The sequence below is a fragment of the Streptomyces sp. NPDC006339 genome (genome assembly GCF_040612775.1).
Classification (GTDB): domain Bacteria; phylum Actinomycetota; class Actinomycetes; order Streptomycetales; family Streptomycetaceae; genus Streptomyces.
The window spans coordinates 1-25,760 of sequence record NZ_JBEXQW010000001.1 but is presented as its reverse complement, the minus strand read 5'-3'; the positions used below and the strand labels follow the sequence as shown (position 1 = coordinate 25,760).

The following is a 25,760-nucleotide window of genomic DNA, read 5'->3' as shown; positions in this document are numbered from 1 at the left end:
CCCCTGTGGCGGCAATCCGCCCCTCTGCCAGCACACCACGTCCCGCCGGTGACGGCATCCGAGCGGTTCGGGGCGGCGTCGGGCGGGCGGGGCGCGGTCACGCGGGGGAGGCCCCCGCCGTACGGCAGGGTGCCCGACGGCGTACGGAACGCGGCACCGTACAGTGGCGGCCGCCGTAGAGAACCGAACATCCGATCGCGCGGAGGCATCGTGGAAGACCCGACGAGCGTCGGCACCGCCCCCCTCACCCTCGCGGAGGACGCGTCCGTCCCGGCGCTGACCCACGAGCCGACCCGGCGGTGGCTCGCGACTCGGGGCCTTCCCGCCCGGCACCGTCTCATGTCCTTCCGCCCGCTCGCCGAGGCGCGGGTGCGGACGGTCCGTCAACACCTCCTCGACCAGGGCCCGGACGCCGGGGCCCGCGCCGACGAGCTCGCCGAGGACACCGCGCCGCTGCTGCTCCTCGGCCATCTGCTGGTCCAGGGCGAGGAGGCGGACCAGGTCGTCCTCGACGGCGGCACCGGCCGGGTCTTCAGCCTGTGGCTCTACGAGAAGGACCCCGCGTGCGCCGAGCGCTTCCCGCTGGCCGCCTCCGTCGAGGCCCTCGCAGGACACCTGGCGGCCGTCGACGACTTCGCCGCCCTGCGCGGGGACTTCGCCGACCTGGCCGGTGCCGTGGGACCCGCGGCCGTCGCGGAGGCGGAGGCCCGCCTGACCGCCCGCCTCACCGAGGGCGAAGGCGCCGGAGCCCTCCCGGTGTTCTGGCGGATCGCCGCGCGGATCCGTCCGCTCGCCCTGATCGCGGGTCAGGGCCCCGCAACGGGCCTGCGGCTGGACCTGCCCCGGGGCCTGCTGGAGGCGGAGTTCGGCGAGGAGGAGATCGTCCGCCTCGCGCCCGCCGACCTGCCCGCCGCGCTGGAGCACGAGCCGACCCGGCGGTTCCTCATGGAGGTCGGACTGCCGAGGGAGGCGGGCATGTTCGGGCTCTGGGAAGACGAGTACCTCATGCGCACGCTGAAGGAGACCGAGGACGCCCGGTCCGGCGACGACGGCGACAGCAAGGGTGACGGCAACAGGAACGACAGCAGCGCACTGCCGGACGGTGCCGAACGGCTCGTGTGCCTCGGCAGCCTCGTGCACGACTTCGAGGTCGTGATCCACGGTGCCACGGGGAGGCTGTACCACCGCCTCTACGACAGCGCCGAGATCACCCCGGTGAACGCCGACGTGTCCACCCTGGCCTTCACCCTGTGGCTGCACCAGCGCGAGCAGCGGCTCGACGAGACGGAGGAGTTCACCGCGGACTTCTACCAGTACCTGGCGGACACGATGAGCGAGGTCCTCGGTTCCGTCGACCCGGTCGCCTGTGCCCCCTCCACCGGCGACGAGGACTACCGCTACTGGCCCGAGGTCTTCCACGACGAGGCCGGCGGAGTGCTCTGACCGCGCCCGGCGGCCCGGTCCCGGCGCTCAGTCGTGGGGCACGACCGCGACCGGTGCCCGGACGTGGTGCAGCACCGCGTGCGCCACGCTGCCGAGGTGCGCGCCCAGGGTGGAACGGCGGGTGCGGCGCCCGATGACCACCAGCGCGGCGCCCTCGGCGGCCCGCGACAGCACCTGGCCCGCCGAACCGGCCACCACCCGCCCGGTCGCCGACACGTCGGGGAACCGCTCCCGCCACGGTTCGACGAGCCCGTCGAGGGAGCGTTTGACCTCCGGGGAGATCGCGGGCGCGCGCCGGGCCTCCGACGCGCCCGAGGCCACCAGGCGGTCGTGGAGCGACGGCCGCCGCGCGTGGAACACCCGGACCTCGGCGCCCCGCCAGGCCGCCTCGGCGAAGGCGAACTCCAGGATGCCGTCGACGGGATCCCTCGGATCGATCCCGACGACGACCGGACCGCCGCCGAGGTCGGGAGCGCCTGGGACGACGCCCCGCCCGCCGCCCTCGACAGGACCGCCCGAGTCGACAGGACCGCCCGCGTCGACCGGACCGTCGCCGTCGGCAGGACCCTGCGCGACGGCAGAGGCTCCCGGGCCGGCGGCGGAGGTCTCGGGCCCGTCGGCGAAGGCACCGGCGTCGGCGGCAGCGGTCGCGGGGCCGGCGTCCTCCGGGCCCGGTGGGTGCGACGCCCGTACGAGGACCACGGGACGCTCGATCCGGCCCGCGACGGTCATCCCGACGGAGCCCAGCAGATAGCCCGCCACCCCGCCCAGCGCCCGTGAGCCGAGGACCAGCAGGTCGCCCCGCTCCTCCGTCGCCAGCACGAGGCTCGTGACGGGATCCGAGGGCAGCAGCCGGGTGGTGACCGACAGCCCCGGATGCCGCGCGCGCAGACCCGCCGCCGTGCGCGCGAGGAGCTCCTCGCCCCAGGACGCGACCGGCTCCCGCGACACCAGCGGCACGAGCGCGTCCGGCGACGGTTCGAGCACGTGCACCAGGTGCACGCCGGTGCCGCGCAGCACCGCCTCGTCCGCCGCCCACTCGGCCGCGGCGTCGGCCTGCTCCGTACCGTCGAGACCGACCACGACGCACCCTGCCATGCCTCTCACCTCTCCGTCGTCCGCCGCGGCCCGGGCGTGAACGCCGCCGCCGCGTCCACCACCCCGGGCACCGCGCGGGCGAGCCGCACCGCCAGGTCCTCCGGTACGGACGCCGGCAGGCTGCCCGTGAGCGTCACCACGCCGTCCGTCACCCGGACGGCGAGGGCCGCGTCGCCACCCGGGCCCAGACCGGTGGCCAGCTCGTGGCGTACGTCCTCGGCGATCTCGGCGTCGGAGCGCAGACAGGCCCTCAGCAGGTCGCCCCGGCTGACGACGCCGACCGGACGGCCGTCCTCGTCCACCACCGGCAGCCGCTTGAGCCGCCCGCGCCCCATCAGCCGCGCGGCCCCCGCGATCGTGGCACCGCGCGGAACCGTCACGGCGGGCGCCGCCATCAGCCGCCCGGCCGTGGGCCCGCCGTGCTCCTCGCCGCCGAGCACGGCGGTCTCCGACACGGTGCCGACGACCCGCCCCTCGGGCGAGACGACCGGAACCGTGTGCACGCCCCAGCGCCGCATGGACCGGGCGATCTCCCGTGCCGTGGTGTCGAGCCGCACGGACACCACGACATGGCTCATGACGTCGTCGACGGTGCGTGGATGCTTCATGACCGGCCTCCGGCCGCTGCGCTGCTGGGCCTCCGCTGCCCGGAGCCCGGTGCTCCGTGCTCGGTGCTCTGTGCCCTGTGCCCTCACCACGAGTGTGTGCCGCCGAACCTCTGGCGCACCAGAGGCCACAGGGCCAACGGGCCTAACGGCCGTCCTCCCGCCCGCGCCCGTGTGCCTCGGCGTAGGCGGCGAAGACGCGGTCGTGAGCCCCGCCCGTCCGCAGGAAACGCTCGTCGAGCACCCCCGCCAGGTCGTCCAGGGCCCTGCGCAGCACCGACGCGGAGAGGCGTACGTCCGGATGACGGGCCTCCGCCGCCTGGTCCGCCAGGTCCACCGCGTACCGGAGCTGGAGGGGAAGGGACGTGCGCTCGTCCACGTCGTAGAAGTAGTACGACTCGGGGTACTGCAGGAAGTCCACGGTGATCGTGGAGAGGGCCGACGTGAGCCCGTCGAGCAGCGCGGCCCCGCCGTCCGAGTCGAGCGCCCGGGCCGTGGCGCGGCTGCGCCGCACGTGGGAGAGGCGCAGCGCCAGGGTCCTGCGGCGGGCCAGCGCCGGGTAGACACCGAGGATCCAGGCGACGGTCGCCGACAGCAGGACGAAGCCCACCAGCGCCTCCATGGGCGCGAGCACGCGCAGCCAGCCGGCGGTCGGCGTGATGTCACCGAGACCGAGCGTGGCCAGGGTGACCAGCGAGACGTAGAAGGCGTCGAGCAGGGAGGCGTGCTCGGAGGGGACGAGATCCGTGGCGTACGAGAAGTCGTCCGGCATGTGGGGCCAGTAGACGAGCGCCCATCCCACGGACACGGTCAGTGCCCAGACGGCGAGGACCGCCACCATGCCCATGGGGCCGGCGAGACCGGCCGGCCCGCGCCGTCCCCGCTTGCCGCGGCGCGCCGACACGCGCCACAGGGACATCATGACCAGTCTGCTGAGGCCGCCGTGACGGGTCGGGTGCCAGAGCGTGTGGAAGAGATCCCGCAGGACGAACAGGACCAGCAGTGCGCCCGCGAGTGTCGGAAGCCAGGTCATGCGGGCCTCCTTCCCCGTTCGGCGGCATCCTCTCGCCCGCCGCCCCCGGATCTCAGCCCCATGGCGGCCGGACCGCAGGCGGGTCCGGCGCGGCCGACCGCGCCCCGACCCGGTGCCGCACGACGGTGGTGAGCGCCGCGAGCCGTGTCGACAGCGCGGGGCGCGGGGCCACCGGCGCCTGGATGCGGCGGGCCTCCTCCGGCAGCGCGGCGAGGTCCGCCTCGAAGCGGGCACGCGCCGCGGCCGGGGTGTCCGGCGCGTCCACCCGCAGCCCGCGCCGCATCACGGTCCGCAGCAGCGGCTCCGTCCCCTCGGGCGGTTCCTCGTTCACCAGACCGATGACGTCCCTCAGCCCCGGCCCGCGGAACACCTGCTTGGGCCCCGGAGCCGTCACCTTGCCCGTCGAGAGCTTCATGACCGGCCGTCCGTCGTACTCGACGAGCTCGTACGTGGCGTCCAGCGCCGGCGCGTCGGCCGCCGCCCCGACCTTCACGCCCACGGCGAAGACGTCGATCGGCGCCCCCTGCCGTACGAGCGCGGCCACCCGATACTCGTCCAGGCCGCCGCTCGCCACGATCCGCACCTCCCCGAGCCCCGCCGCGTCGAGCACGGCGCGGGCCCGGCGGGCCAGGACGCCCAGGTCCCCGCTGTCGAGCCGGATCGCGCACCCGGGGCCGCGCCCGAGCTCCGCGAGCACGCGCGCGGCCGTCGCGACCCCGCGCTCGGTGTCGTACGTGTCGACCACGAGCGTCACCGGGCCGGGATGGGCCCGGGCGAAGGCCCGGAACGCCTCCGCCTCCGAGGCGAACGCCTCGACGTAGGAGTGCGCCATCGCCGCCCCCGTGGCGGGAATGCCGTACCGCTGTGCGGCGGCCACGTCGCCGGTGCCGGCGAAACCGACCAGCGCGCACAAGCGTGCCGCCCGCGATCCCGCCTCCGGCCCGTGCGCGCGGCGCGGCGAGAAGTCGACGAGCGGGCGCCCTTCGGCGGCCAGGACGCACCGGGCCGCCTTGGAGGCGACCGCCGTCTGGGGGCCGAGCAGCGACAGCAGGCACGTCTCCACGAGCTGCGCCTGCGGCAGCGGAGCGGTGACCTCCAGGAGCGGCTCGCCCGCGAGGACGAGACGCCCCTCGGGGATGGCCCGGACCTCGCCGTCGAAGGTCAGCCCCCGCAGCGGCTCGACCTCCGCGACCGGCCGGCCCAGCGCTTCGGCGAACGCCTGGACGTCCGAGCGGTCCACCAGGAACCGCGCGAGACGGTCGAGCGCCGGTTCGAGCCCCGCGGCGACCAGGAACCCGCGCCCCGGCGGCAGGTCGCGCACGAAGAGGCTGAACGTGGCCGGTGCCCGCATGTCCTCCCGTACGTACGAGAGCGCCATGGTGACCTCGTACAGGTCGGTGGCGATCACCTCGGACATGCTTCGAGCATGCGCGGTCGTCCCGCATCGCGCACGGCCGGGCGACGAGCCGCCTTGCGACGAGCGTGCCGGGCGGGGGCGGCCGGGTGAGAGTGGAGGGGTGGACGTCGAGGAGATCATCGCCGAGCTGTACGGGCTGCCGCCGTCGGACTTCGTCGCCGCCCGCGACGCCCACGTGGCGCGGGCGCGCAAGGAGAAGGACGCCGACGCGGCCCGCCGGATCGCCGGCCTGCGCCGGCCCACGCTGGCGGTGTGGGCCGTGAACCTCCTCGCCCGCGACGAGCCGGAGCAGACCGCCCGGCTGCTCGCGCTCGGCGCGACCCTGCGGGACGCGACCCGGACCCTCGACGCCGCTCGGCTCCGGGAGGCGAGCGGGCAGCAGAACCGCGTGATCGCCGCCCTGGCCCGCCAGGCCGGCGACCTGGCCGCAGGGGCGGGGCATCCGGTCGGCGGTCCCGTCCTCCAGGAGGTCGAGCAGATCCTCCGCACGGTCCTGGCCGACGACGACGTCGCCGAGCGGTGGGCGGCGGGACGGCTGACGGAGGCGCCGGAGCCGGTGTTCGGCTTCGGCGCGGTCACCCCCGAGGCGACCGCCGTGGCCCGCCGCCCCGCCGCCGCGCCGCCCCGGGCGGACAAGGGGCGGGCGGCGGACCGGGAAAAGGAACGGACACGGGAACGGACGCAGGAACGGAAACGGGAAAGGGACCGGGACGGAGACCGGGAGAGGGCGCGGCAGCGGGAACAGGAACGGGAACGGCAGCGGGGGCTGGAGCGCGCTCGCGCGCGGGCGGCGAAGGCCGAGCAGGAGGCGAACGCCCGCGAGGACGCCGCCCGAACCGCCGAGGAGGCGGCCGAGGCCGCGGCGCGCCGGGCCGAGGAGGCCGGCGCGCACGTCGCCGACCTGGAACACCGCCTCACCGAAGCCCGCCGGTCCCGCCAGGACGCCCGCGCGGCCGCCGACACCCTCCGCCGCGAGGCCGCCGCAGCCCGGGCCGCCGCCGACGAGGCCCGGCGCGCGGCGGACGAGGCGTCCGACGCGGCGAGCGGGCTTGCCGAGGACACCGCTTCGGCGTAGGCGCACGGTCGCACCGTACGGAAGCGTCGGCGGCTCGCGGCGTTCCGGACCCTCGCGCCGACGGTCCTGTTTGTACCACCCCGCCGGCGAGTGCGGCCTGGCCGAACGGCGGTCACGCCGACGTGAGGTCGGGGTGGAAAACGGGGGATCATCGGCGCGGAACCCTCGCCTGTTACTTGTCGGTACGGAATGATGGCGGTCAACCAACCACATGGCGGGGGCTGATGCAGCGGTGACGACATCCGAGGAACTGACCAGGGTCCACGCCTTCCGGGACGACGCCCTGGGCGAGCACGACGCCGTCGGTCTCGCGGCGGCGATCCGGCGCGGCGAGGTCGGCGCCGCCGAGGCCGCCCGCGACGCGGCCGAGCGGGTACGGGAGGTCGAGGAGCGGCTCCACGCCGTGCAGGTGCACGTCGACGCCCCGATCCCCGTCGCCGGTGGCGTGGGTGTCGGCGCCTTCGCCGGCGTCCCGACCTTCGTCAAGGACAACACCGACCACCGGGGACTGCCCACCGGCCACGGCAGCGCGGCCTTCACCCCGCGCGCCGCGCGCCGCGACGCCCCGTTCGTCCGGCAGTTCCTGAGCAGCGGCGTCACGGTGCTCGGCAAGACGCGGCTGCCCGAGTTCGGCTTCAGCCCCACCACGGAGTACGAGGGAGCCGAGCCGGTCCGCAACCCCTGGCACACCGACCACTCGGCGGGCGGTTCCTCGGGCGGCAGCGCCGCGCTCGTCGCCGCGGGGGCGGTGCCGATCGCGCACGCCAACGACGGTGGCGGCTCCATCCGGATCCCCGCCGCCTGCTGCGGGCTCGTCGGCCTCAAACCGACCCGCGGCCGGGTCGTACCGAACGCCCAGAGCCGCCAACTGCCGATCGACCTCGTCTCCGACGGCATCGTGAGCCGCACCGTGCGCGACTCGGCCGCCTTCCTCGCCGCCGCCGAGACCTACCGGCGCAACCCGAAGCTGCCGCCCGTCGGCCTGGTCGAGGGCCCCTCGGAACGGCGGCTGCGCATCGGCTTCCTGACGGACTCGCCGAACGGCGTCCCCACCGACGCCGCCACCCGGGCGGCCGTCACCGAGACCGCGCACACCCTGGAACGGCTCGGCCACACCGTCCAGCCGGTCGAGCTGGCGATCGACCCCCGCTTCACCGAGGACTTCCTCGTCTACTGGGGTCTGCTGTCGTTCCTCCTCGGCGTCACCGGCCGCACCCTCGGCACCGACTTCGACCGGCGCCGCATGGACGGCCTCAGCCGGGGCCTGCGCGAGACGTACCTCGAACACTGGCGCCGCACCCCGGGCGTGCTGCGCAGGCTGAAGCGGACGACGGAGGCGTACGCGGCGGCGTTCCGCGGACTGGACCTGATCCTGACCCCCGTCCTCGCCCACACCACGCCCCGGATCGGTCACCTCAGCCCGGCCGTTCCCTATCCGACGCTGGTCGAACGGATCCTCGCGTACGTCGCGTTCACACCGATCAACAACGTGGTCGGCACACCGTCGATCTCGGTGCCGGCCGCGAGCACGACCGAGGACGGGCTGCCCATCGGGGTGATGCTCTCCGGCCGGCCCGGTGGGGAACGGACGCTGCTGGAGGCCGCGTTCGCCCTGGAGGCGGAACGGCCGTTTCGCCGCATCCAGGACGCGTGACCCCGGGCGCCGCCGACTTCACGACGGGTGCGGTCAGCCCGCGGTGGTGCCGCCGATGACGCTCGTCGAGGCGTTTCCGGCGACGGTGGCGTTCGGCGCGTCACCGCCGCCGGATCCGTGGTCGTGGTCGGGCGCGAGGAGGCCGACGAGCGGGAGAGGGCCGTCGGCGGCGGCCGGTGCGGCGGAGGCGAGGGCGGCGGCGCCGGCGACGGCCGCGGCGCCGAGAACACGGTGCAGAATCCTGGTCATGCCCGGCCAACGACGACGTGCGCCGCGGGACACGGTCAGCGCCGTGCGGCGGCGTCCCCGTCCGGCCCGGCGGTCCCCAGCACCCCCGGCAACTGCACCCGCGAGCGGATCTGCAGGCGCGCATAGACGTTCCGCAGGTGGTGGTCGATGGTCCGGGGGCTCAGGACCAGACGGTCGGCGATCTCCTGGTTGGTGGCGCCCTGCGCGGCGAGGCGGGCGATCCGCTGCTGCTGCGGGGTGAGTTCCCGCAGCGCCGACGGTCGGCCGGCCGGACCAGCGACCGCGCCGCCGGTCGCCCGCAGCTCGGCCCGGGTCCGCTCGGCCCAGCCCCCGGCCGCCGCCCGCTCGAACGTGACAAGGGCGTCGCGCAGCGGACCGCGCGCCTCGCTGGGGCGGCGGTGGCGCCGGAGCCAGGAGCCGTACGCGAGGAGCGTCCGGGCCCGCTCGAAGTCGTTGCCGCAGTCGTCGTCGTGCCGGCGGACCGCCTCCTCGAACCAGTACGCCGCACGCGCGCCCTCCGCGAGGAGGGCCCGGCAGCGGGCGAGCCGGGCCGGGGCCGGACGGTCGAGCCCCTGGGCGGCCCACACCGCGTACTCCTCGGTCGCCGCCCGCGCCTCGGCGTACCGGCCGCAGGTCACGGCCGCCTCCACGAAGCAGGGCACGGCCAGCATCCGCAGCGCGAAGTGCCCGCCGCGCGGGCCCGTCCGGACCAGCGGGGCGAGCCGGGCGGCCGCCTGCGCGGCGAGCCCGCGCCCCGACTCGGCCCGCGCGAGCGCCCATTCGGCGAGCGTCGCGGCCTGGACGAGACCGTGGGCGCGGGCCGTTCCCAGGGCCCGCTCGGCATGCTCGGCGGCGCCCGGCCCGTCGTCGGTCACCGACGCCACCAGGGCCAGGACGGCGTGCTGATGGGCCGCCACGTTCACCTGGCCGGTCCGTTCCGCCTCGTGCAGCCCCTCCCGGGCGTGCCGCGCGGCACGCCCGTAGCGCCCCGCCCGCAGCTCGGCGTAGGCGAGGTGCTCCAGGGCGTGCGGCAGCAGGGCGGCGCGGTCCTCCGCCCGGGCCAGCGTGAGCGCCCGCGCGTGGAGCCGGGCCGCCGCCGTCGTGGCACCCAGCACGAGCGCGGCGGACCCGGCCCGCAGCAGCACCCGGGGCTCGTCCCCGGCACCGTCCACGGCGACCACCCGGGTCAGCAGGGAACGGGCCTCGTCGAGTCGGCCGTCGAGCGCGGCGCGCAGCCCACCGGCGAAGTCCCGCTCCGTTCCCCGCGCACCGGCGGCGCCGTCGAGCGCGGCCACACAGCCGGCCGCGTCCCCCGCCGCCCAGGCGGCCTCCATCGCGAGGAACCGCGCGTCGGCCGCCTCCACCGGCGCCCGGTCCCGCAGCAGGGCCGCCGCCTGCGACAGCGCCTCGTACGCGTCCGTCACCGGCCCGCCCGTCAACGCCGCCGCGCCGCGCACGAGATGGAGCCTGCCCCGACCGAGGCCCTCGTCCTCCCGCGCCACGGCGGACGGCCCGGGCCGTCCGGCGCGGTGGGTGTCGGACCGTTGCGCCTCGGCGGCGGCGGCGGCGCCGTCGGCGGACCGGACCGGGCCGGTCCCGCCGGTGCCGCCGGCCGGGGCCGACGGCGGCGAGCTGAGCGCGGTCCGGGCGCGTGGGGGCCGGGCGAGGGCGGTGCGGGCGAGGAAGGCGTCGGTGAAGCGGAGGGCGTCGTCCGCGCGCTGGAGCAGGCCGTCCGCGATCAGGCCGTCCAGCGCGTCGACCGGGGTGCGGGCGGTCCGCGCGGCCGCGAGGACGGTGTCGACGGGGACGGGGAAGACCCCGGCCGGAAGGGCGGCCACCAGGGCGAGGAGACGGCGGCTGTCCGCGGGCAGCGAATCCAGGAGGCCGCCGTACACCTCGTGGAGGACGGCGGCGTCGACCAGGGGCGGCGACGGCGGTACGGCGCCGGAGAGCCGCTCCGGCCCCAGGCGCCGTACGGCCGCGGTGAGCACGCCCGGGTGCCCGGCCGCCTCGTCGAGCAGACGCTCCAGGACCTCGGGCGCGACCGGCACCGGGCTCAGGTCGTGCAGCAGCGCCCGCGCGCCGGCCGGGCTCAGCCGGCCGAGCCGGACGGTCTCCGCGCCCGGTACCTCGGGCAGCCGATGGTGCCGCGCCGCCGACACCAGCCAGCCCGTGCCCGGCCGGTCCGCCCGTCTCCGGTCCTGCCAGGCGGCGGCGAGGGCGGCGCGGGAATGCGCGTCCCAGAGGTGGAGGTCGTCCAGACAGACCAGCACGCCGGGGGCGGCGCCGGAACGGGAGTCGGGTCCGGTCCCCGTTCCCGCCCCGGCGCCAGGTCGGGGCCCGGACCCGGGGCCCGTGCCTCGGACGAGGCCGGCCACGGCGGCGGCGAGACCGGACTCGCCCCGCGCCTGCCGCAGCGCCCGGCGGGCCGCCGACGCCGTGGGGGCGAGGGCCGTCAGCAGGGCCCGCACTCCGCTCCACGGCCCCCGGTGGCCGGGCGCCGCCACCCGGTGCGCCGTACCCGGGAAGTCGTATGCCGCCCGGGCCAGGAGCGCGGTGCGGCCCGTACCGGGATCACCGGTGACGAACAGGACGCCGCCGCCCCCCTCCGCCGTACGGGCCGAAAGGCGGGCCACCGCGGCGAGTTGGGGGGCGAGGTCGTAGAGCCGCGGGCCGGGGGCGGCGGCAGGCGTCGCTCCGTTCACCCCGCCCACGTTACTGGCCCGTAAGGACGCGGGGAAGGTCCCCGGGCCTGGGCGGTGGCCCAGGCCCGGGACGCGAGGTCTGTGGGTCCGCACAGACCTCGGGAGCCACGCCGGGGACCCGGTGCCTCAGGAGCCGAGGGGGCAACTCCCGCGGTACTCCTCGATCGTGAGGCTGGGCCGGGGCAGCGGGCAGAGGAACTGCTCGTAGCGGGTGTCGTCGTCGATGAAGCGCTTGAGCCACGACAGGCTGTACTTCGCGATCGTCGTGTTGGAGGTGTTCGGGGTGAAGTGGGTGGCCCCGTTGAGCTCCAGATACGCCTTGTCGAGCGAGCTCGGCAGGCTCTCGTAGAAGGGCTCCGAGTGCGTGGCGACGGGGGCGACGGTGTCGCCGTCCGCGCCGATGACGAGCGTGGGCGTGCTGATCTCCGGCCAGGTCTTGTCCGTGTTCCAGCCGGTGAGGGGCACGGCGGCCTTCAGGGACGGCCGGCTCTTCGCCGCTTCGAGCGAGCCGCCGCCGCCCATGGAGTGGCCCATCACGCCGAGCCGGCTCGCGTCGATCCGGCCCCGCACGGCGCTGCGCTGCGTCAGGTAGTCGAGCGCGGCGAGGAGTTGGCGGCCCCGGCTGTCGGGCTGGTCGAGCGTGCTGTTCGTGTCGATGATGAAGACCACGAAGCCCTGGGACGCCAGCCGCGGCCCCAGCCAGGCGAGGGAGGACTGGGTGGCGGTGAACCCCGGCGACACCGCCACGGCGCCGAAGGTGCCGTCGCTGGTCGACGTCGGGTAGTAGATGGTGCCGCCGCCGAAGCCGGTGACGACGAGGGAGGAGACGCTGGTCTCGGAGACCGCGTACGGGCCGCGGAGCGCTTCGACGCTCGACTGGGTCGGGGCGGGGCCGCGTTCGTAGGGGTTCTCCGCCGTCACGTCGGCGGCCGTGGTGTCGGCGGCCGTGGCACCGGGGGCGAGGAGCAGGGCGAGGCAGGCGGAGATCGCGGCCGAGGCCGCGTAGGCGGAAAGGTGTCGTCGCACGACGAGTCGTCCTCTCGTGTCGTGTGGCGGCCGCCGACGAGGGGCAGGTCGGCGGTCGCGCCCTGGACTGGCCCGGCCACTGTCCAGGCGGCACGGCCCGCGGGCATCGGTGAAATCACCGGCCGTCGGGGCGGGGTGCCCACGCACCGACGCCCCGTGGGGCATCCACGGGGCGTCGAGGACGAGGCGGCCGTCGCCGCCGTACGAGGGGTCGTCAGGCGCCGCCCGCGGCCGCCTCCTCCGCGATGCGGTCGAACTGGGCGCCCATCGCCGCGGCGAGCGCCTGCGCGGCGGAGAGCGGGCGGACCATGACCGTGAACGCGTCGATGAGGCCGTCCTCGTTCAGATGGAGGAAGTCGCAGCCCTCGATCTCCCGGTCGCCGACCTTGGCCCGGAACACGAGGGCGTGGTCGCGGCCGTCCGCGCCGGCGAGCTCGCCGACGTACCGGAAGTCGGTGAAGACCCGGGAGACCCCGCGCACGATCGCGGCCGTGATGGCCTTGCCGGTGTACGGCGTGAAGGCCACGGGGCTGGTGAAGACGACGTCCTCGGCGAGGAGCGCCTCGATGGCCGCGTGGTCGTTCGCCTCGACGGCCTGGCGGAAGGACCGCATGGGCGCCTCCATGACTAGTCAATAAAGTGAATAGGTGGAGGTGACGCTATCGGCGCCGGCGTGCCCGCGTCCAGGCCCCGGCCACGCCCGCCCGTCCGACCTCGGGTCCTCCCCGGGTCCTCCCCGGGCCCTCCTCGGGTCCCGGGGGGCGTCCTCAGTCGTCGAGAGCGTCCAGGACGTCGCCGAGGTCCACGAACTTGAAGCCCGTCGCGTCGCGTTCGCCGTCCTCCGGGTTCGCGTGACCGTCCTGGACGACCAGCAGGCCGTTCGGATACCTGCTGCCGAGCGGCGCGTTCAGGGCCGCCGCTCCGTCGCACTCCTCCGAGCCGTCGAGGACGGCGTCGGCGGCCGTCACCCGGAAACCGCCCTCGTACTCGTTGGCGTCGCCGATCTCACGGTCGTACGCGGCGAACGAGTCGTCGCCCTGGCTGGAGGCGAGCAGATAGCCGTCGCCGTCGGACTCGGTGACCAGCGTCAGTCCCTCGACGTCGGCGGCCAGCCGGTCGCCCCCGAAGCCGGGGTCGGCACCCGGGGCGCACCCCTCGGTCTCCTCGTCGTACGTGCCGGGCACGCCGTACTCGCGGACCTTGTCCACCAGGACCGGAGTGCCCGTCAGGTCGGCGCGCAGCCGCCAGATGCCGACGTCCTCCTGGCCGGCGTAGAGCGTGCCGTTCGCCGGGTCGACCACCATGCCCTCGACCTGCGGCAGCTCGCCCGGCTCGGCGCACGGCGACCACGAGGCGCCGTTCGGGAGCCGGAAGGAGGAGGGCAGGTCGAGCGTGCGGACCGTGCGGTACGAGACCGTCCCCGACGCCGTCGGGAGGATCTCCAGGAGGGCGACGCGGGTCGTCTCGCGGCGGCTGACCAGCGCGTACGAGCGCCCCGTGGCACGGTCCGTCCAGGTGGCGAGGCCGTACGCGGTCCGCTGCTCGTTCACCTCCGCCTGGCCGGCCGAGAAGACCGGGGCGACGGCCGGGTCCGTGACGTCGGAGAGGGGGCCGCCGGGCCGGTCGCGGTCGATCCGGTAGAAGCGGAGCCGGTCGTTGCCGCGGTCGCTGGTCACGGCGAGGTCGGCGCGGCCGGTGGAGAGCCGCAGGCCCTGGACGAGGTCGACGTTGTTGAAACGCCCCGGGGCGTCGTCGGCACCCGGCCCGGCCGGGGCGGCGATCGCCTGGACCTGACGGGCGTCCAGGTCGTACACGCGCAGCCCGCCCTCCTTGGCGGTGGCGACGACGAGGCTGCGGCCGGGGTCGGCGGCGTTGCGCCAGATCGCCGGGTCGTCGGCGTCGGCGTTGCCGCCCTCCTCGTCGTCGTACAGGGCGGCCGTCTCGGCACGGGCCGTGACCGAGGGCAGCTCGCTCAGGTGCGCGGCCTGCGCCTGCCAGGGCGACAGGACGGCGAGCACCGAACCGGCGGCCGCGGCGAGGGCGCTCGACCGCCACGTACGGGACTGGGGCACGGCGGAACTCCTTCATGTCGTGAACACGTCGCCGACATGCTTCGGCCGGAGCGTGAAGAGATCCGGCCGACACCCATCCCGCCGACCGAACACGACATGAACACTTCGCCTACCGCGTTCGAGATCTAGGACGTGCCGCCACGCCGAGCGCGCTGTGCGGGCCGTCCGCCCTGCCCCGCGCGACCGCTCTGGCCGGCCTGTCCCGTACGGCGACCGCCCTGGCCGGTCCGCGCGCCCTGCGCGGCCCGCTCGCCCTGACCCGCGCGACCGCCCTGTCCGCGCGGGGCGGCCTGCGCGCCGCGCTCGTGGGTCTCGGTTCCGGCCGCCTTCGGCCGGCCCCCTGTGGTCCTGCGGCGCCGGCTCGACGGGGCGCCCTGCTCGCCACCGCCGCCGGCCCCGGCGCCACGGCCACCGGTGGCCTTCTTGCGGGCGGGGCGGGACGAGGACGCCTTCGGCTGGGCCGGCTGCGGGACCTCCAGGACGGCCGGCACGCCGGAGGGCTCACGGGCGCCGGTGATCGCGGACAGCTCCGGGGCGCTGGAGGTGACCTGCGTGGTACGCGCACGGATGCCGGCGTCCGTCATGAGCCGGCTGACCTCCCGCTTCTGGTCCGGCAGCACCAGCGTCACCACGCTGCCCGAGCTGCCGGCCCGGGCCGTGCGGCCGCCCCGGTGCAGGTAGTCCTTGGGGTCGGTCGGCGGATCGACGTTCACGACCAGGTCGAGGTCGTCGACGTGTATGCCCCGGGCCGCGACGTTGGTCGCCACCAGGGCGGTGACCCGGCCGTCCCGGAACTGCTCCAGGGTCCTGGTCCGCTGCGACTGGGAACGGTCGCCGTGCAGGGCGGCCGCGAGGACCCCCTGGGACAGGAGCCGCTTGGCGAGCCGGTCGGCGGCCCGCTTGGTGTCGAGGAAGAGGATGACCCGGCCGTCCCGTGCCGCGATCCGCGTCGTCACGGCCTTCTTGTCGGTCTCGTCCAGGACGTGGAGCAGGTGGTGCTCCATGTCCACGACCGCGCCCGCGTTCGGGTCCACCGAGTGCACGACCGGATCGGTCAGGAAGCGCTGCACCAGCTTGTCGACCGTGGCGTCCAGGGTGGCCGAGAACAGCAGGCGCTGACCGTCGGCCGGCACCTGCCGCATGACCTGCGTGATCTGCGGCAGGAACCCCATGTCGGCCATCTGGTCGGCCTCGTCGAGCACCGTGACGCGCACGTCGCCGAGGAGGCAGTCGCCGCGCGCCACGAGGTCGTTGAGCCGGCCGGGGGTGGCCACCAGCACGTCGGTGCCGCGCCGCAGGGTCGCGGCCTGCTTGGTCACCGAGAGGCCGCCGACCACACTGGCGAGCCGCAGGTTCAGGGCCGTCGCGTAGGGGGCCAGCGCGTCCGCGACCTGCTGGGCGAGTTCCCGGGTGGGCACCAGGACCAGGGCGAGCGGAGCCTTGGGCTCGGCGCGGTGCCCCGCCGTGCGGGCCAGCAGCGCCAGGCCGAAGGCCAGCGTCTTGCCCGAGCCGGTGCGCCCGCGGCCCAGCACGTCACGGCCGGCCAGCGCGTTGGGCAGGGTGGCCGCCTGGATGGGGAACGGGACGGTCACGCCCTGCGCCGCGAGGGTCTTGGTCAGCGCCGCGGGCATGTCGAGGGCGCCGAAGTCCGCGACCGGCGGAAGCGCGGGCGTCGACGTCTCCGGCACGTGGAACTCCCTCGGCGGCGAGGTGGGCCGGGAGGACGCGGACGTGCGCCGGGTGGATTTCTGGGGCCTGCGGGACAATCCGTTGTCTGCCTTCCTGGAAACAGCACGAAACAGGGGCCCGCACCGTGATGGTGCGGACCCCTGGCAAGCGGACACGCGTCCGGGGATCAGGCGGGGACGATGTTCTCCGCCTGCGGGCCCTTCTGGCCCTGCGTGACGTCGAAGGTCACCCGCTGGCCCTCCTGGAGCTCACGGAAGCCCTGGGTGGCGATGTTCGAGTAGTGGGCGAAGACGTCGGGGCCGCCGCCGTCCTGCTCGATGAAGCCGAAACCCTTTTCGGCGTTGAACCACTTCACGGTTCCCTGTGCCATGACATTCTCCTTCAGTAGGCAGAGGCCCCATCCGGAAAAGCCGGGAAAACAACAATGCGCCTGCAGGAGAAACATTCCCGTCAGGCGCACATGGGTTCATGGGTACCAAAACTGCAACTCCTGAAGCCTAACACAGCGGCACGTGCCGCACGAGGCGAGGGGCCGACCGACACGAGGGAAAGCGGGGTGCACGATGTCCAGCGCCGCACCGGACCACCCGGAGCGGGCCGCCGCCGGGACCCGCACACTGGCCGATCTGGACGCGCGGGTGACGCGGTGCCGGGCCTGTCCCCGGCTCGTGGCGTGGCGGGAGGAGACCGCCCGCGTGAAGCGCCCCGCGTTCCGGGACTGGGACTACTGGGCGCGTCCCGTGCCCGGTTTCGGACCCGCCGGGGCCGCGCTGCTCGTCACGGGCCTCGCGCCCGCCGCCCACGGCGGGAACCGGACCGGCCGCATGTTCACCGGCGACCGGGCGGGCGACCTGCTGTACGCCACCCTGTACGAGCTCGGCCTGGCCTCCCGGCCGACCGCGGAGCGCCCCGGCGACGGGCTCGAACTGTACGGCGTGCGGGTCACCGCGCCCGTGCACTGCGCGCCGCCCGACAACCGCCCCACCCCGGCCGAACGGGACACCTGCCGCCCCTGGCTGAGCCGCGAGCTGCACCTCCTGCGCCCGACCGTGCGCGCCGTCGTCGCGCTGGGCGCCTTCGGCTGGCAGGCCACGCTCGCGGCCCTGGCGGAGGCCGGGTGGACGGTGCCCCGGCCGCGCCCCGCGTTCGGCCACGGCACGCGCATCACCCTGGCGCGGGCGGGCGGCCCCGGGGGCGCGGCGGACGCGGGCGGCGCGGTGACGCTGTTCGGCTGCTACCACGTCAGCCAGCGCAATGTGTTCACCGGCCGGCTCACCCCGGCGATGCTGCGCGAGGTCCTCGCCGAGGCGGCCCGGACGGCCGGTCTGCCCGGGGCCCCGTGAGCCGTCCCGCGGCGCGCCGTACGCGCCGGGTCAGCCGGCCATCGTGGCGTCGATGAGGCCGTACTCCCTGGCCTCGTCGGGGGTCAGCCAGCGGTCCTCGGCGAAGTCCCGGGCCACGCGCGCCGGGTCGCGGCCGGTGTGGCGGGCGACGAGCTCCGTGATCCGGGTCCGGGTGTGGTGGAGTTCGTCGACGCGGGTGCCCTCGCTGTCGGCGGCGACGGCGTCGACGAAGGACGGCAGGTGCAGCATCAGCCGGGTGTTGGGCAGGGCGTACCGCTTGCCCGGGGTTCCGGCGGCGACGAGGAACTGGGCCATCGAGGCGCAGTAGCCGAGACCGATGGTGACGACGTCGCTCCTGATGTGCTGCATGGTGTCGTAGATCGCCATGCCGGCGGGCAGCGAGCCGCCGAGCGAGTTGACGTAGAGGGTGACGGGGCGGTCCTCCTCGGCGTCCAGGAGCAGCAACTGGGCGGTGACGCGGTCGGCGGTCTCGGCGGTGATCGGCGTCGCGATGTGGAGGATGCGGTGGCGCAGCAGCCGCCGCAGTACGGCGTCGGCTTCGGCTTCGGCCTGGGCTTCGGCTTGGGCTTCGGCCTGGGAGTTGCCGACGGTTGGGCCGGCCGCGGCGGCGTCGGCGGGGACGGGGCGGTCGCTCGGGTCCTGGGCGGCGGAGGGCATGCGGGCCTTCCTTGTCGGGTCCGTGGGCCGGTGTCGTCCGGCAGGAGAAACGTCCCCTCCGCGGGCCGGACCGTCACGCCTCACCGCCGAACGGAGCAGGGCCCCGCGCGTCCGCCGGCCGGGGCCGGCGGTGGGGGCACGCGTGGCGGCGGTGAATTCGGGGCGCGTCCGTGGGCAGACGCACCGTAGGAGACCGCGCTCCCGGAGCCGGAGGAGCCGGAGGAGCGCGCCGAGGAGCCCAGGAGGAGGTCGGAGATCATGGGGGGTGCGGTACGACGCCACTGTGACATCCGGGGACCGCATGCGGCGGCGCAGGCCCGGCAGGAGGTGCGCCGGCTGACCCAGGAGGCCCTGCGCGCCGGGGACCGGGTGAGCCGGACGGCGGAGGACGACGCCGTGATGGTCGTGAGCGAGCTGGTGACCAACGCCGTACGGCACGCGGGCGGCGCGTGCTCCCTGGACCTGTCGTGGCGTCCGGACGGCATCGACATCGACGTCAGCGACGACAGCCCCGAGCCGCCCCGGCCCCGCGATCCGGCCTTTCTGGGGGAGGGCGGATACGGCTGGGGCATCGTCACCCGGCTGACCCGCGACCTGACCGTACGAGGCGGGGCGCACGGCAAGACCATCCACGCCCACATCGATCCGCCCCGCTGACGCGGGACCCGGCACGGCGCACACTGGAGGGACCGGACCGGCCCTGCCGCTCCGCCCCGGAGGATGGAGACGCCGATGCCCATGACGAGTCCGGGGCCCGCCTCCGACGACGGTCGCCCCGACGTCTTCCGCTCCTCCGTGCGCCGGACCTACCGGACGCCGGACGGCTGCGCCCGCGTGCAGTACGAGGCCACCGGCTCGGCGTCGACCTGGCTGCTGTGCGCGTCCGGGGAGTTCGACGGCGACACCGTCCGCGCCCTGCGCGAGGCGCTCGCCGACGCCCGGGACGCGGGGGCGGAGCGGATCCTGCTCGACCTCTCCCGTGTCACCTTCGGTGATTCCAGCTTCCTCCACGAGCTGCTCAAGGCCCACTACGGGCCGGGCCGCCTCGTTCTCGTCGGCCCGCTCGGCAGCCAGGTCCGCCGCCTGTTCGAGCTCACCGGCACGCTCCGGCTGTTCCACGTCGCCCTAGACCGCGGCAGCGCCGACCTCGCCTGACCGCGCCGCGACCCGGCTCGTCCCCGAACAGCCCTCACCCGGTTGCCCGTCGGCTGGTGCGCGCCCGCATCCCGTCGGCTGGACTGGAGAGCGGTGTCAGAACCAGTGACAGAGCAGTGGGGGAGCCAGGCCGAGGAGAGACGACATGGACAAGCGACCGCTCTACGCGCAGAACCTGGACCACGCCGTGTGGTGGAAGAGCCGGGACAGCGGTGACCTGGGCTGCGTGGAGGTGACCCGACTCGGCGGCGGAGCCGTCGCCCTGCGGGACGCCGAGTGGCCCGAGCGCGGCGACCTCCGCTTCACGGCGGCCGAGTGGGCCGCCTTCTGCGCCGGCGTGCGCGCCGGCGAGTTCGACATGGACGCCGCGGCCCGGGGCTGAGACTGACCTCGGGCGGACGGAAGCCCCCGAAGCAGGGGGCCGGGCAGGCGTGAGCCCTCGAAGCGGGGGTCGGGCGGCCGGGCGCGATCGACAGCGCCCGGCCGCCCTCGTGTGCGACGGGTGGGTGCGACGGGTCCTCAGTCGCGCAGGCGGCGGCGCCGGGCGAGCAGCAGCCCCATCAGCAGCATCGCGAGACCCAGAACGAGGTGGAGCCAGTTGTCGGGACTGTTCACCGGGATGAAGTTGGCGTCGCTGTCCAGGTCGATCAGCAGGCCGTACAGCCACAGCACCAGGTAGATCAGCCCGCCGCCCACCAGGAAGGACCGGGCCGTGGCCGCGGTCCGGGACATGGCGATGCCGGCGACACCGAAGAGCAGATGCACGATGTTGTGCAGCACGGAGACCTGGAAGACGCCGAACAGCTCGGCGCCCGAGTGGTGTTCGGCGAAGGTCATGGAGTCGTACCCCGTGGTCACGCCCGGGATGAAGCCCAGCACACCGACCACCAGGAACACGAGACCGACCAGGAGCGCGGCCGTACGCAGGGGCGAGGCGGTCCCGGCGGCCGGGTGTCTCGGAGTCATCATGGCGGATCCTCTCTCGCGGGACGGCGCGACGGCCGTGGGGCCTGCGGCCACCGCCCGGCGAATGCCCGCCCGTCCCGTGTCCATGCATGCGTACGGGGTGTGCCGGAGGATGCCGGAGGACCGGCTCGGGCGGGAGCGGTGGTGGCCGGGCGGGCGGCGCGCCGGGACGGCGCTACGCCGAAGGGGTGGGGCTTCCGGAGAAGCCCCACCCCTTCACGGGTCGTGCCGGCGGATCAGGTGCCGTCGGCGGCCCCGGTCGCCTTTGTATGGCGGAGCAGTGCGGCGGCCGCCAGGGCGATCACCGCCGCGCCGCACAGGACCGCCAGGGCCTGCGCCCACGCGAACCGGGACCCCAGACTGCTTTGCAGGAGGTCGACGGTGCGCGCGCCGGCCAGGACGTGGAGGGCGATGAGACCGACGGTGCCGGCCGCCGAGGCGGCCCAGGCGCTCGCGGTGTCCCGTGCCGCGAGCCACACTCCGCAGAGCAGGCAGAACACGGTGACCACGACGGACACCATGGAGGCGCTGCCGCCCGAGCGCAGGTCCGCCACATCGGTCGGCAGATGGATCAGACCGCAGGCGAACAGCGCGGCCGCCGCAGGCCAGCGCAGCGCCGAACGCAGCGCGGGGGAGGGGGCGTGGCTGCCCGGGCCCGCCGCGAGGGCGTGGTCCAGCGGGGACTTCGCCGACTTCAGGGCCCCGCGCAGCCGCTTCGAGGAGGGATCCTCCTGGGCGACCGCCACCGCCTCGGCGGGGGCCTCGGGGCTCGGTGCGGGCTCGGCCGGCTGCCCGTCGGCCTCTCCGCCGCCCAGGGCACGCCAGCTCATGCCGTCGGCGCCGATGATGTTCACGAGTTCGACGATGTCCTCGATGGGCCGGCCGACGGCCGCGGCGCGCAGGGTCGTCTCGGCCTGGTGCAGGTCGTATCCCGACTCGTTGAGCAGGGCGACGAGCTGGCGCACCTCGTCGAGGGGGCGGGACACGGCGGCGGCGCGGAGCGCCACGTCGGCCGGACTGGACAGCTCGCCGGACTCCTTGAGGCGGGCGACCAGGGCGGCGACCTCCGGCACCGGCCGCTCGGTGGCGGCCGTCCACAGCAGGGTGCGGATGGCCTCCTCGCCGTTCTCGTCCGAGACCGTCGCCGCCACCTCGGCGGCGGTCGGAGGCTCGGCGCTGGCCGGGGTCCCGTCGGTCGGACGCCCGGCTGCCGGACGCCCGGCTGTCGGCGGGTGCGGCGGTTCGGCCGCCGTTTCGGTTGCCGCGTCGACCGGCACTTCGGCCGGCGTTTCAACCGGCGCTCCCGCCGTGCGCTCGGCCGCCGGCTGGGCCCACGGCTCTGCCGGCGGTTCGGCGACCGGGTGGACCGGCGGGTGGACCGGCGGTTCCGCCGTCGCCGACGCCTCGACAGGGGCCGGAGGCTCGGCGGAGGCAGGGGGTTCGGCCGGCGGATCGGCCGTCGGACGGATCGGTGGCGCGGCCGGCGGGTGGACCGGCGGCTCGAGCGTCGGCTCGGCGCCTGCCCCCGGCGGGGCGAGGGGTATGGGCGGCGCGTCCAGGACGGGCGGCGTGACGTGCTCCGGGGGCTGGCCCGGGAAGGGATGAGGGGCGGGCCCTGGGGTGGTGTCCCGGGTCCCCGTGCCGTCGTCCGCCGGATTCCTGTCGAAGGGGTCGGGGGTCATGATGTGGTGCTCCGTTCGTGGACACCGGTGAGGCGGTCCACCGTGAGGGGACCATGACGCGCAGTGAGCGCGTCCCTCACCACTAGGACGCAGTTGTCCGAACTGCGCCATCCGGGACCGCCCTCGCTGGGCCGACGGAGCGAATAATCCCCCGGTCCGGGGGGTGGGCACCGGTTGAGCGGGGCCCCGAGAACGGGGTGGCCGCGCACGCCGTACACACGGCGGTGGTCATGTGGTGCCACACGGCGCCACGTGGTGCCACACCGATGCCGCCCCGAAGGAGGCGAGAGGGTGATGCCAGAGTGTCTCCGGCGCCGTCGGAGCTGTTTTCCCAGGTCAGGGCGGGTCTGTGTGACGTGGAATGCGGGGGTCGGGTCGGGGAGCTTGCGCGTGGCGCCATGATGGTGCCATGATGGCGTCATGGACCTCACCCCGTATGTCGACACCCTCCGCCGCCAGCTTGCGGTGGCCGCCGAGGCCGGCGGCGACGAAGCGCGCGAGCTGGCCGAGCGGCTGACCGCCCCCCTGGAGTCGGCGGCCCGGCTGGCCATGCTCAACGTGCTCTCCGCCGCGACGGACGAGATCACCCGCGAGCTCGCGCCCGGCTCGGTCGACGTACGGCTGCGCGGGCTCGACCCCGACTTCGTGGTGACGCCGCCGCCCACCGACGGCGGCGGCGCCACGGAGCCCACCGGGCCCGCCGAGCCGCTCGCCGCCCCGGCGCTCGCCAAGGACGAGGAGGGCGGCACCGCCCGCGTCAATCTGCGTCTGCCGGCCCACCTCAAGGCACGGGCCGAGGAGGCCGCGAGCCGCGAGGGCCTCTCGGTCAACGCCTGGCTGGTACGGGCCGTGTCGGCGGCGGTCGAGGGCGGCGGCGGGCCGCGTCCCGCGGAGAAGCCCCGGACCATCGGGCAGAGCATCACGGGCTGGGTGCGCTAGCCGCGCCCCTCCCGCACCACGTCACCCGCACCACCTCACCCCATCACGTCCCACCAGCGGGGACGCCCTGAAGACCCAAGAGGACGGGACAGCCATGCCTTCTTTCGACACTCCCGAAGCCATCTCCGTCACGGCGCGCGTGGAGGCCGGTTCCATCCAGTTCATCGCGGGAGACCGCACCGACACCGTCGTCGAGGTGCGGCCGCGCAATCCGAAGAAGGACCTGGACGTGCGGACCGCCGGTCAGACCGAGGTCGTGTACGGCAGCGGGCTGCTGACCGTGAGGACGCCCAAGTCCAATCTCTTCGGCCGCACCGGCGTCGTCGACGTGACGGTCGAACTGCCCGTCGGCTCGCGGATCGACCTGACCGGCGCCTGGACCCAGGTGCTCGGCGACGGCCCGCTCGGCGAGGTGCGCGTGAAGACCTCGTCCGGCGACGCGCGCTTCGACAGCACCGGCCCGCTGCACCTCACCGCGTCGCACGGCTCGATCACCGTGGACCGGGTCGCGGGCCCGGCCGAGATCACCACCAGCTCCGGCAGTATGCACGTGGGCCTCGTGGACGGCACCGCCGTCCTGAAGAACTCCCACGGCACCACCACCGTCCGCGCCGTGACCGGCGAGCTGCGGGTGAGCGGCGCCCACGGCGACATCGAGATCGGCCGCGCCGAGGACTCGGTCACCGCCACCACCGCCCACGGCACCCTGCGGGTCGGGGAAGTGGCCCGCGGCACCGTCCAGTTGGAGACCAGCTACGGCGCCATCGAGGTCGGCGTCCGCGAGGGCACGGCCGCCTGGCTCGACGTCAGCGCGGGCAGCGGGCAGGTCCGCAACGCGCTCGACAGCGCGGAGGCCCCCGACACGACCGACGACACCGTCACGGTCCGCGCCCGCACCCGGTACGGCAACATCGACATCCGCCGCGCCAAGATCTGACGCCGCAAGCCCCCCGGTCGGCCCGCTCCACCCCTCGCCGCCGCAACCCCCTCACCACGTCCGTCACTCCTCACCCCTCAGTCATCGAACGGGAGGGCTCATGCCTTCTTCTGTCATGTCCATGTCTAGCCGGGCGGCCGGTTCCCCGTCACCCGCCGCCATCTCCGCCCTCGGTCTGCGCAAGTCGTACGGCGACAAGGTCGTGCTCGACGGCCTCGACCTGCGTATCCCGGAGGGCTCCGTCTTCGCGCTGCTCGGACAGAACGGCGCCGGCAAGACCACCGCCGTGAAGATCCTGTCCACGCTCATCGGCGCCGACGGCGGCCAGGTCCAGGTGGCGGGCCACGACCTCGCCACCGACCCCCAGGTGGTACGGGCCGCGATCGGTGTCACCGGACAGTTCTCCGCCGTCGACGGCCTGATCACCGGCGAGGAGAACATGTGGCTGATGGCGGACCTGCACCACCTGCCGAAGCGTGAGGGACGGCGCGTCGCCGCCGAGCTGCTCCGGCGCTTCGACCTGACCGAGGCGGCCGGGAAACCCGCCTCCACCTACTCCGGCGGCATGAAGCGCCGGCTCGACATCGCCATGACCCTGGTCGGCGACCCGCGCGTCATCTTCCTCGACGAGCCCACCACCGGACTCGACCCGCGCAGCCGCCACACCATGTGGCAGATCATCCGCGGCCTGGTCGCCGACGGCGTCACCGTCTTCCTCACCACCCAGTACCTGGAGGAGGCCGACGAACTCGCCGACCGCATCGCCGTCCTGAACGACGGCAGGATCGCCGCCGAGGGCACCGCCGAGGAGCTCAAGCGGCTCGTCCCCGGCGGCCACGTCCGACTCCGGTTCGCCGACCCGGCCACGTACCGGACGGCGGCCTCCGCGCTCGGCGAGGCGTCCCGGGACGACGAGGCACTGGCGCTGCGCCTCCCCAGCGACGGCAGCCAGCGCGAACTGCGCTCGATCCTCGACTGGCTGGACTCGGCCGGCGTCGAGGCGGACGAACTGACCGTGCACACGCCCGACCTCGACGACGTGTTCTTCGCCCTGACCGGCGGCACCGTGCCCAACCGGCCGAACCAGCCCAAGGAAGATGCCCGATGAGCTCCCTCTCCCTCGCCGTGCGCGACTCCACGACGATGCTGCGCCGCAACCTCCTCCACGCGCGGCGCTACCCCTCCCTCACCCTCAACCTGCTGCTCACGCCGATCATGATGCTGCTGCTGTTCGTCTACGTCTTCGGCGACGTGATGAGCGCGGGCATCGGCGGCGGAGGTGCCGACCGCTCCGCGTACATCGCCTACCTCGTCCCCGGCCTGATGCTGATGACCGTCGGCAGCACCACCATCGGCACCGCGGTCTCCGTCTCCAACGACATGACCGAGGGCATCGTCGCCCGCTTCCGCACCATGGCGATCCACCGCGGCTCGGTGCTCATCGGCCATGTCGTCGGCAGCGTGCTGCAGTGTGTCATCAGCGTGGTCCTCGTCGGCGCCGTCGCCGTGGCCATCGGCTTCCGCTCCACGGACGCCACCGTCCTGGAGTGGTGCGCCGCCTTCGGACTGCTCACCGTCTTCGCCCTGGCGCTCACCTGGATCGCGGTCGGCATGGGCCTGATCAGCCCCAGCGCCGAGGCCGCCAGCAACAACGCCCTGCCGCTGGTCTTCCTCCCGCTGATCTCCAGCACCTTCGTCCCGGTCGACGCGATGCCGGGCTGGTTCCAGCCGATCGCCGCCTACCAGCCCTTCACACCGGCCATCGAGACCCTGCGGGGCCTGCTCCTCGGCTCCGAGATCGGGCACAACGGATGGCTCGCCGTCGCCTGGTGCGCGGGGCTGACCGTGCTCGGCTTCCTCTGGACGAAGTCGGTGTTCGACCGCGACCCGAAGTAGCGGCGGCGGCCGCCGGACCGACTCTCCCGGCGCGGGCGGAATCCTCCGCCCGCGCCCGGTCAGAAAGCGTGCGGCACCGAACGCGCCAGAAAGGAAGA

General features: G+C 75.1%; 25 protein-coding genes. 11 read left to right on the top strand and 14 right to left on the bottom strand.

The annotated features are described in order from the left end of the window. The first annotated feature begins 210 nt into the window (after positions 1-210). Positions 211-1,443, top strand: a complete 1,233-nt coding sequence (locus tag ABZ135_RS00125) for an SUKH-4 family immunity protein (protein WP_356690110.1) — start codon at positions 211-213, stop codon at positions 1,441-1,443. A 27-nt stretch (positions 1,444-1,470) separates the two neighbouring features. Here ABZ135_RS00125 and ABZ135_RS00120 read toward each other — a convergent pair whose 3' ends face one another. From ABZ135_RS00120 to ABZ135_RS00105, 4 genes are all read right to left on the bottom strand, one after another. After that, the gene (locus ABZ135_RS00120; protein ID WP_356690108.1) at positions 1,471-2,541 is read right to left on the bottom strand and encodes a universal stress protein; all 1,071 of its coding nucleotides are present in this window, start codon (positions 2,539-2,541) and stop codon (positions 1,471-1,473) included. A 5-nt stretch (positions 2,542-2,546) separates the two neighbouring features. Next, positions 2,547-3,149 (bottom strand): CBS domain-containing protein, encoded by a 603-nt coding sequence (locus ABZ135_RS00115; RefSeq protein ID WP_356690106.1) that lies wholly within the window; start codon positions 3,147-3,149, stop codon positions 2,547-2,549. A 142-nt stretch (positions 3,150-3,291) separates the two neighbouring features. Beyond that, positions 3,292-4,179: a potassium channel family protein gene (locus ABZ135_RS00110; protein WP_356690104.1), complete on the bottom strand. Its 888-nt coding sequence runs from the start codon at positions 4,177-4,179 to the stop codon at positions 3,292-3,294. 52 nt (positions 4,180-4,231) lie between these two features. Beyond that, positions 4,232-5,596, bottom strand: coding sequence for a nicotinate phosphoribosyltransferase (locus ABZ135_RS00105; protein ID WP_356690102.1), 1,365 nt, complete (start codon positions 5,594-5,596; stop codon positions 4,232-4,234). A 100-nt stretch (positions 5,597-5,696) separates the two neighbouring features. Between ABZ135_RS00105 and ABZ135_RS00100 the strand changes: the two genes are divergently transcribed. Both ABZ135_RS00100 and ABZ135_RS00095 read left to right on the top strand, forming a co-directional pair. Continuing rightward, complete coding sequence (locus tag ABZ135_RS00100; protein ID WP_356690100.1) at positions 5,697-6,671, top strand: hypothetical protein; 975 nt, start codon at positions 5,697-5,699, stop codon at positions 6,669-6,671. Positions 6,672-6,903: 232 nt separating this feature from the next. Continuing rightward, positions 6,904-8,325 (top strand): amidase, encoded by a 1,422-nt coding sequence (locus ABZ135_RS00095; protein WP_356690098.1) that lies wholly within the window; start codon positions 6,904-6,906, stop codon positions 8,323-8,325. Between the two features lie 33 nt (positions 8,326-8,358). Here the strand turns inward: ABZ135_RS00095 and ABZ135_RS00090 are convergent, their stop codons facing one another. From ABZ135_RS00090 to ABZ135_RS00060, 7 genes are all read right to left on the bottom strand, one after another. Then, positions 8,359-8,574, bottom strand: coding sequence for a hypothetical protein (locus ABZ135_RS00090; protein WP_356690096.1), 216 nt, complete (start codon positions 8,572-8,574; stop codon positions 8,359-8,361). A 35-nt stretch (positions 8,575-8,609) separates the two neighbouring features. Then, complete coding sequence (locus ABZ135_RS00085; RefSeq protein ID WP_356690094.1) at positions 8,610-11,279, bottom strand: LuxR C-terminal-related transcriptional regulator; 2,670 nt, start codon at positions 11,277-11,279, stop codon at positions 8,610-8,612. 126 nt (positions 11,280-11,405) lie between these two features. Then, the gene (locus ABZ135_RS00080; RefSeq protein WP_356690093.1) at positions 11,406-12,305 is read right to left on the bottom strand and encodes a dienelactone hydrolase family protein; all 900 of its coding nucleotides are present in this window, start codon (positions 12,303-12,305) and stop codon (positions 11,406-11,408) included. Positions 12,306-12,519: 214 nt separating this feature from the next. Then, positions 12,520-12,918, bottom strand: a complete 399-nt coding sequence (locus ABZ135_RS00075) for a nuclear transport factor 2 family protein (RefSeq protein ID WP_356690092.1) — start codon at positions 12,916-12,918, stop codon at positions 12,520-12,522. Between the two features lie 154 nt (positions 12,919-13,072). Further along, positions 13,073-14,377: a phytase gene (locus tag ABZ135_RS00070; protein ID WP_356690090.1), complete on the bottom strand. Its 1,305-nt coding sequence runs from the start codon at positions 14,375-14,377 to the stop codon at positions 13,073-13,075. 125 nt (positions 14,378-14,502) lie between these two features. Beyond that, positions 14,503-16,143, bottom strand: coding sequence for a DEAD/DEAH box helicase (locus ABZ135_RS00065; protein WP_356690088.1), 1,641 nt, complete (start codon positions 16,141-16,143; stop codon positions 14,503-14,505). 89 nt (positions 16,144-16,232) lie between these two features. Beyond that, complete coding sequence (locus ABZ135_RS00060) at positions 16,233-16,436, bottom strand: cold-shock protein (protein ID WP_031486274.1); 204 nt, start codon at positions 16,434-16,436, stop codon at positions 16,233-16,235. Between the two features lie 193 nt (positions 16,437-16,629). On the opposite strand from ABZ135_RS00060, the gene ABZ135_RS00055 reads away from it, so the two are divergent. Further along, a complete protein-coding gene (locus ABZ135_RS00055; RefSeq protein ID WP_356690086.1) occupies positions 16,630-17,409 on the top strand; it encodes a uracil-DNA glycosylase in 780 nt (259 codons plus the stop codon). Between the two features lie 30 nt (positions 17,410-17,439). Here ABZ135_RS00055 and ABZ135_RS00050 read toward each other — a convergent pair whose 3' ends face one another. Further along, positions 17,440-18,087, bottom strand: a complete 648-nt coding sequence (locus ABZ135_RS00050) for an ATP-dependent Clp protease proteolytic subunit (protein ID WP_356690084.1) — start codon at positions 18,085-18,087, stop codon at positions 17,440-17,442. A 258-nt stretch (positions 18,088-18,345) separates the two neighbouring features. On the opposite strand from ABZ135_RS00050, the gene ABZ135_RS00045 reads away from it, so the two are divergent. From ABZ135_RS00045 to ABZ135_RS00035, 3 genes are all read left to right on the top strand, one after another. Beyond that, positions 18,346-18,744: an ATP-binding protein gene (locus ABZ135_RS00045; RefSeq protein ID WP_356690082.1), complete on the top strand. Its 399-nt coding sequence runs from the start codon at positions 18,346-18,348 to the stop codon at positions 18,742-18,744. 75 nt (positions 18,745-18,819) lie between these two features. Continuing rightward, on the top strand, positions 18,820-19,242 hold the full coding sequence (locus ABZ135_RS00040) for an STAS domain-containing protein (RefSeq protein ID WP_356690080.1): 423 nt from the start codon (positions 18,820-18,822) through the stop codon (positions 19,240-19,242). A 145-nt stretch (positions 19,243-19,387) separates the two neighbouring features. Then, positions 19,388-19,624 carry a DUF397 domain-containing protein gene (locus ABZ135_RS00035; protein ID WP_356690078.1) on the top strand — a complete coding sequence of 79 codons (237 nt, stop codon included), beginning with the start codon at positions 19,388-19,390 and terminating at the stop codon, positions 19,622-19,624. A 137-nt stretch (positions 19,625-19,761) separates the two neighbouring features. Here ABZ135_RS00035 and ABZ135_RS00030 read toward each other — a convergent pair whose 3' ends face one another. Beyond that, on the bottom strand, positions 19,762-20,211 hold the full coding sequence (locus ABZ135_RS00030; RefSeq protein ID WP_356690076.1) for a DUF4383 domain-containing protein: 450 nt from the start codon (positions 20,209-20,211) through the stop codon (positions 19,762-19,764). Between the two features lie 233 nt (positions 20,212-20,444). Further along, positions 20,445-21,890, bottom strand: a complete 1,446-nt coding sequence (locus tag ABZ135_RS00025; RefSeq protein WP_356690074.1) for a hypothetical protein — start codon at positions 21,888-21,890, stop codon at positions 20,445-20,447. A gap of 420 nt (positions 21,891-22,310) precedes the next feature. Between ABZ135_RS00025 and ABZ135_RS00020 the strand changes: the two genes are divergently transcribed. From ABZ135_RS00020 to ABZ135_RS00005, 4 genes are all read left to right on the top strand, one after another. Beyond that, positions 22,311-22,829: a toxin-antitoxin system HicB family antitoxin gene (locus tag ABZ135_RS00020; protein WP_356690072.1), complete on the top strand. Its 519-nt coding sequence runs from the start codon at positions 22,311-22,313 to the stop codon at positions 22,827-22,829. Positions 22,830-22,923: 94 nt separating this feature from the next. Continuing rightward, positions 22,924-23,766, top strand: a complete 843-nt coding sequence (locus ABZ135_RS00015; RefSeq protein ID WP_356690070.1) for a DUF4097 family beta strand repeat-containing protein — start codon at positions 22,924-22,926, stop codon at positions 23,764-23,766. A gap of 100 nt (positions 23,767-23,866) precedes the next feature. Then, positions 23,867-24,874, top strand: a complete 1,008-nt coding sequence (locus ABZ135_RS00010; RefSeq protein WP_356690068.1) for an ATP-binding cassette domain-containing protein — start codon at positions 23,867-23,869, stop codon at positions 24,872-24,874. Further along, positions 24,871-25,662: an ABC transporter permease gene (locus ABZ135_RS00005; protein WP_356690066.1), complete on the top strand. Its 792-nt coding sequence runs from the start codon at positions 24,871-24,873 to the stop codon at positions 25,660-25,662. The genes ABZ135_RS00010 and ABZ135_RS00005 overlap by 4 nt, the downstream gene beginning before the upstream one ends. The last annotated feature ends 98 nt before the right edge of the window (positions 25,663-25,760 follow it).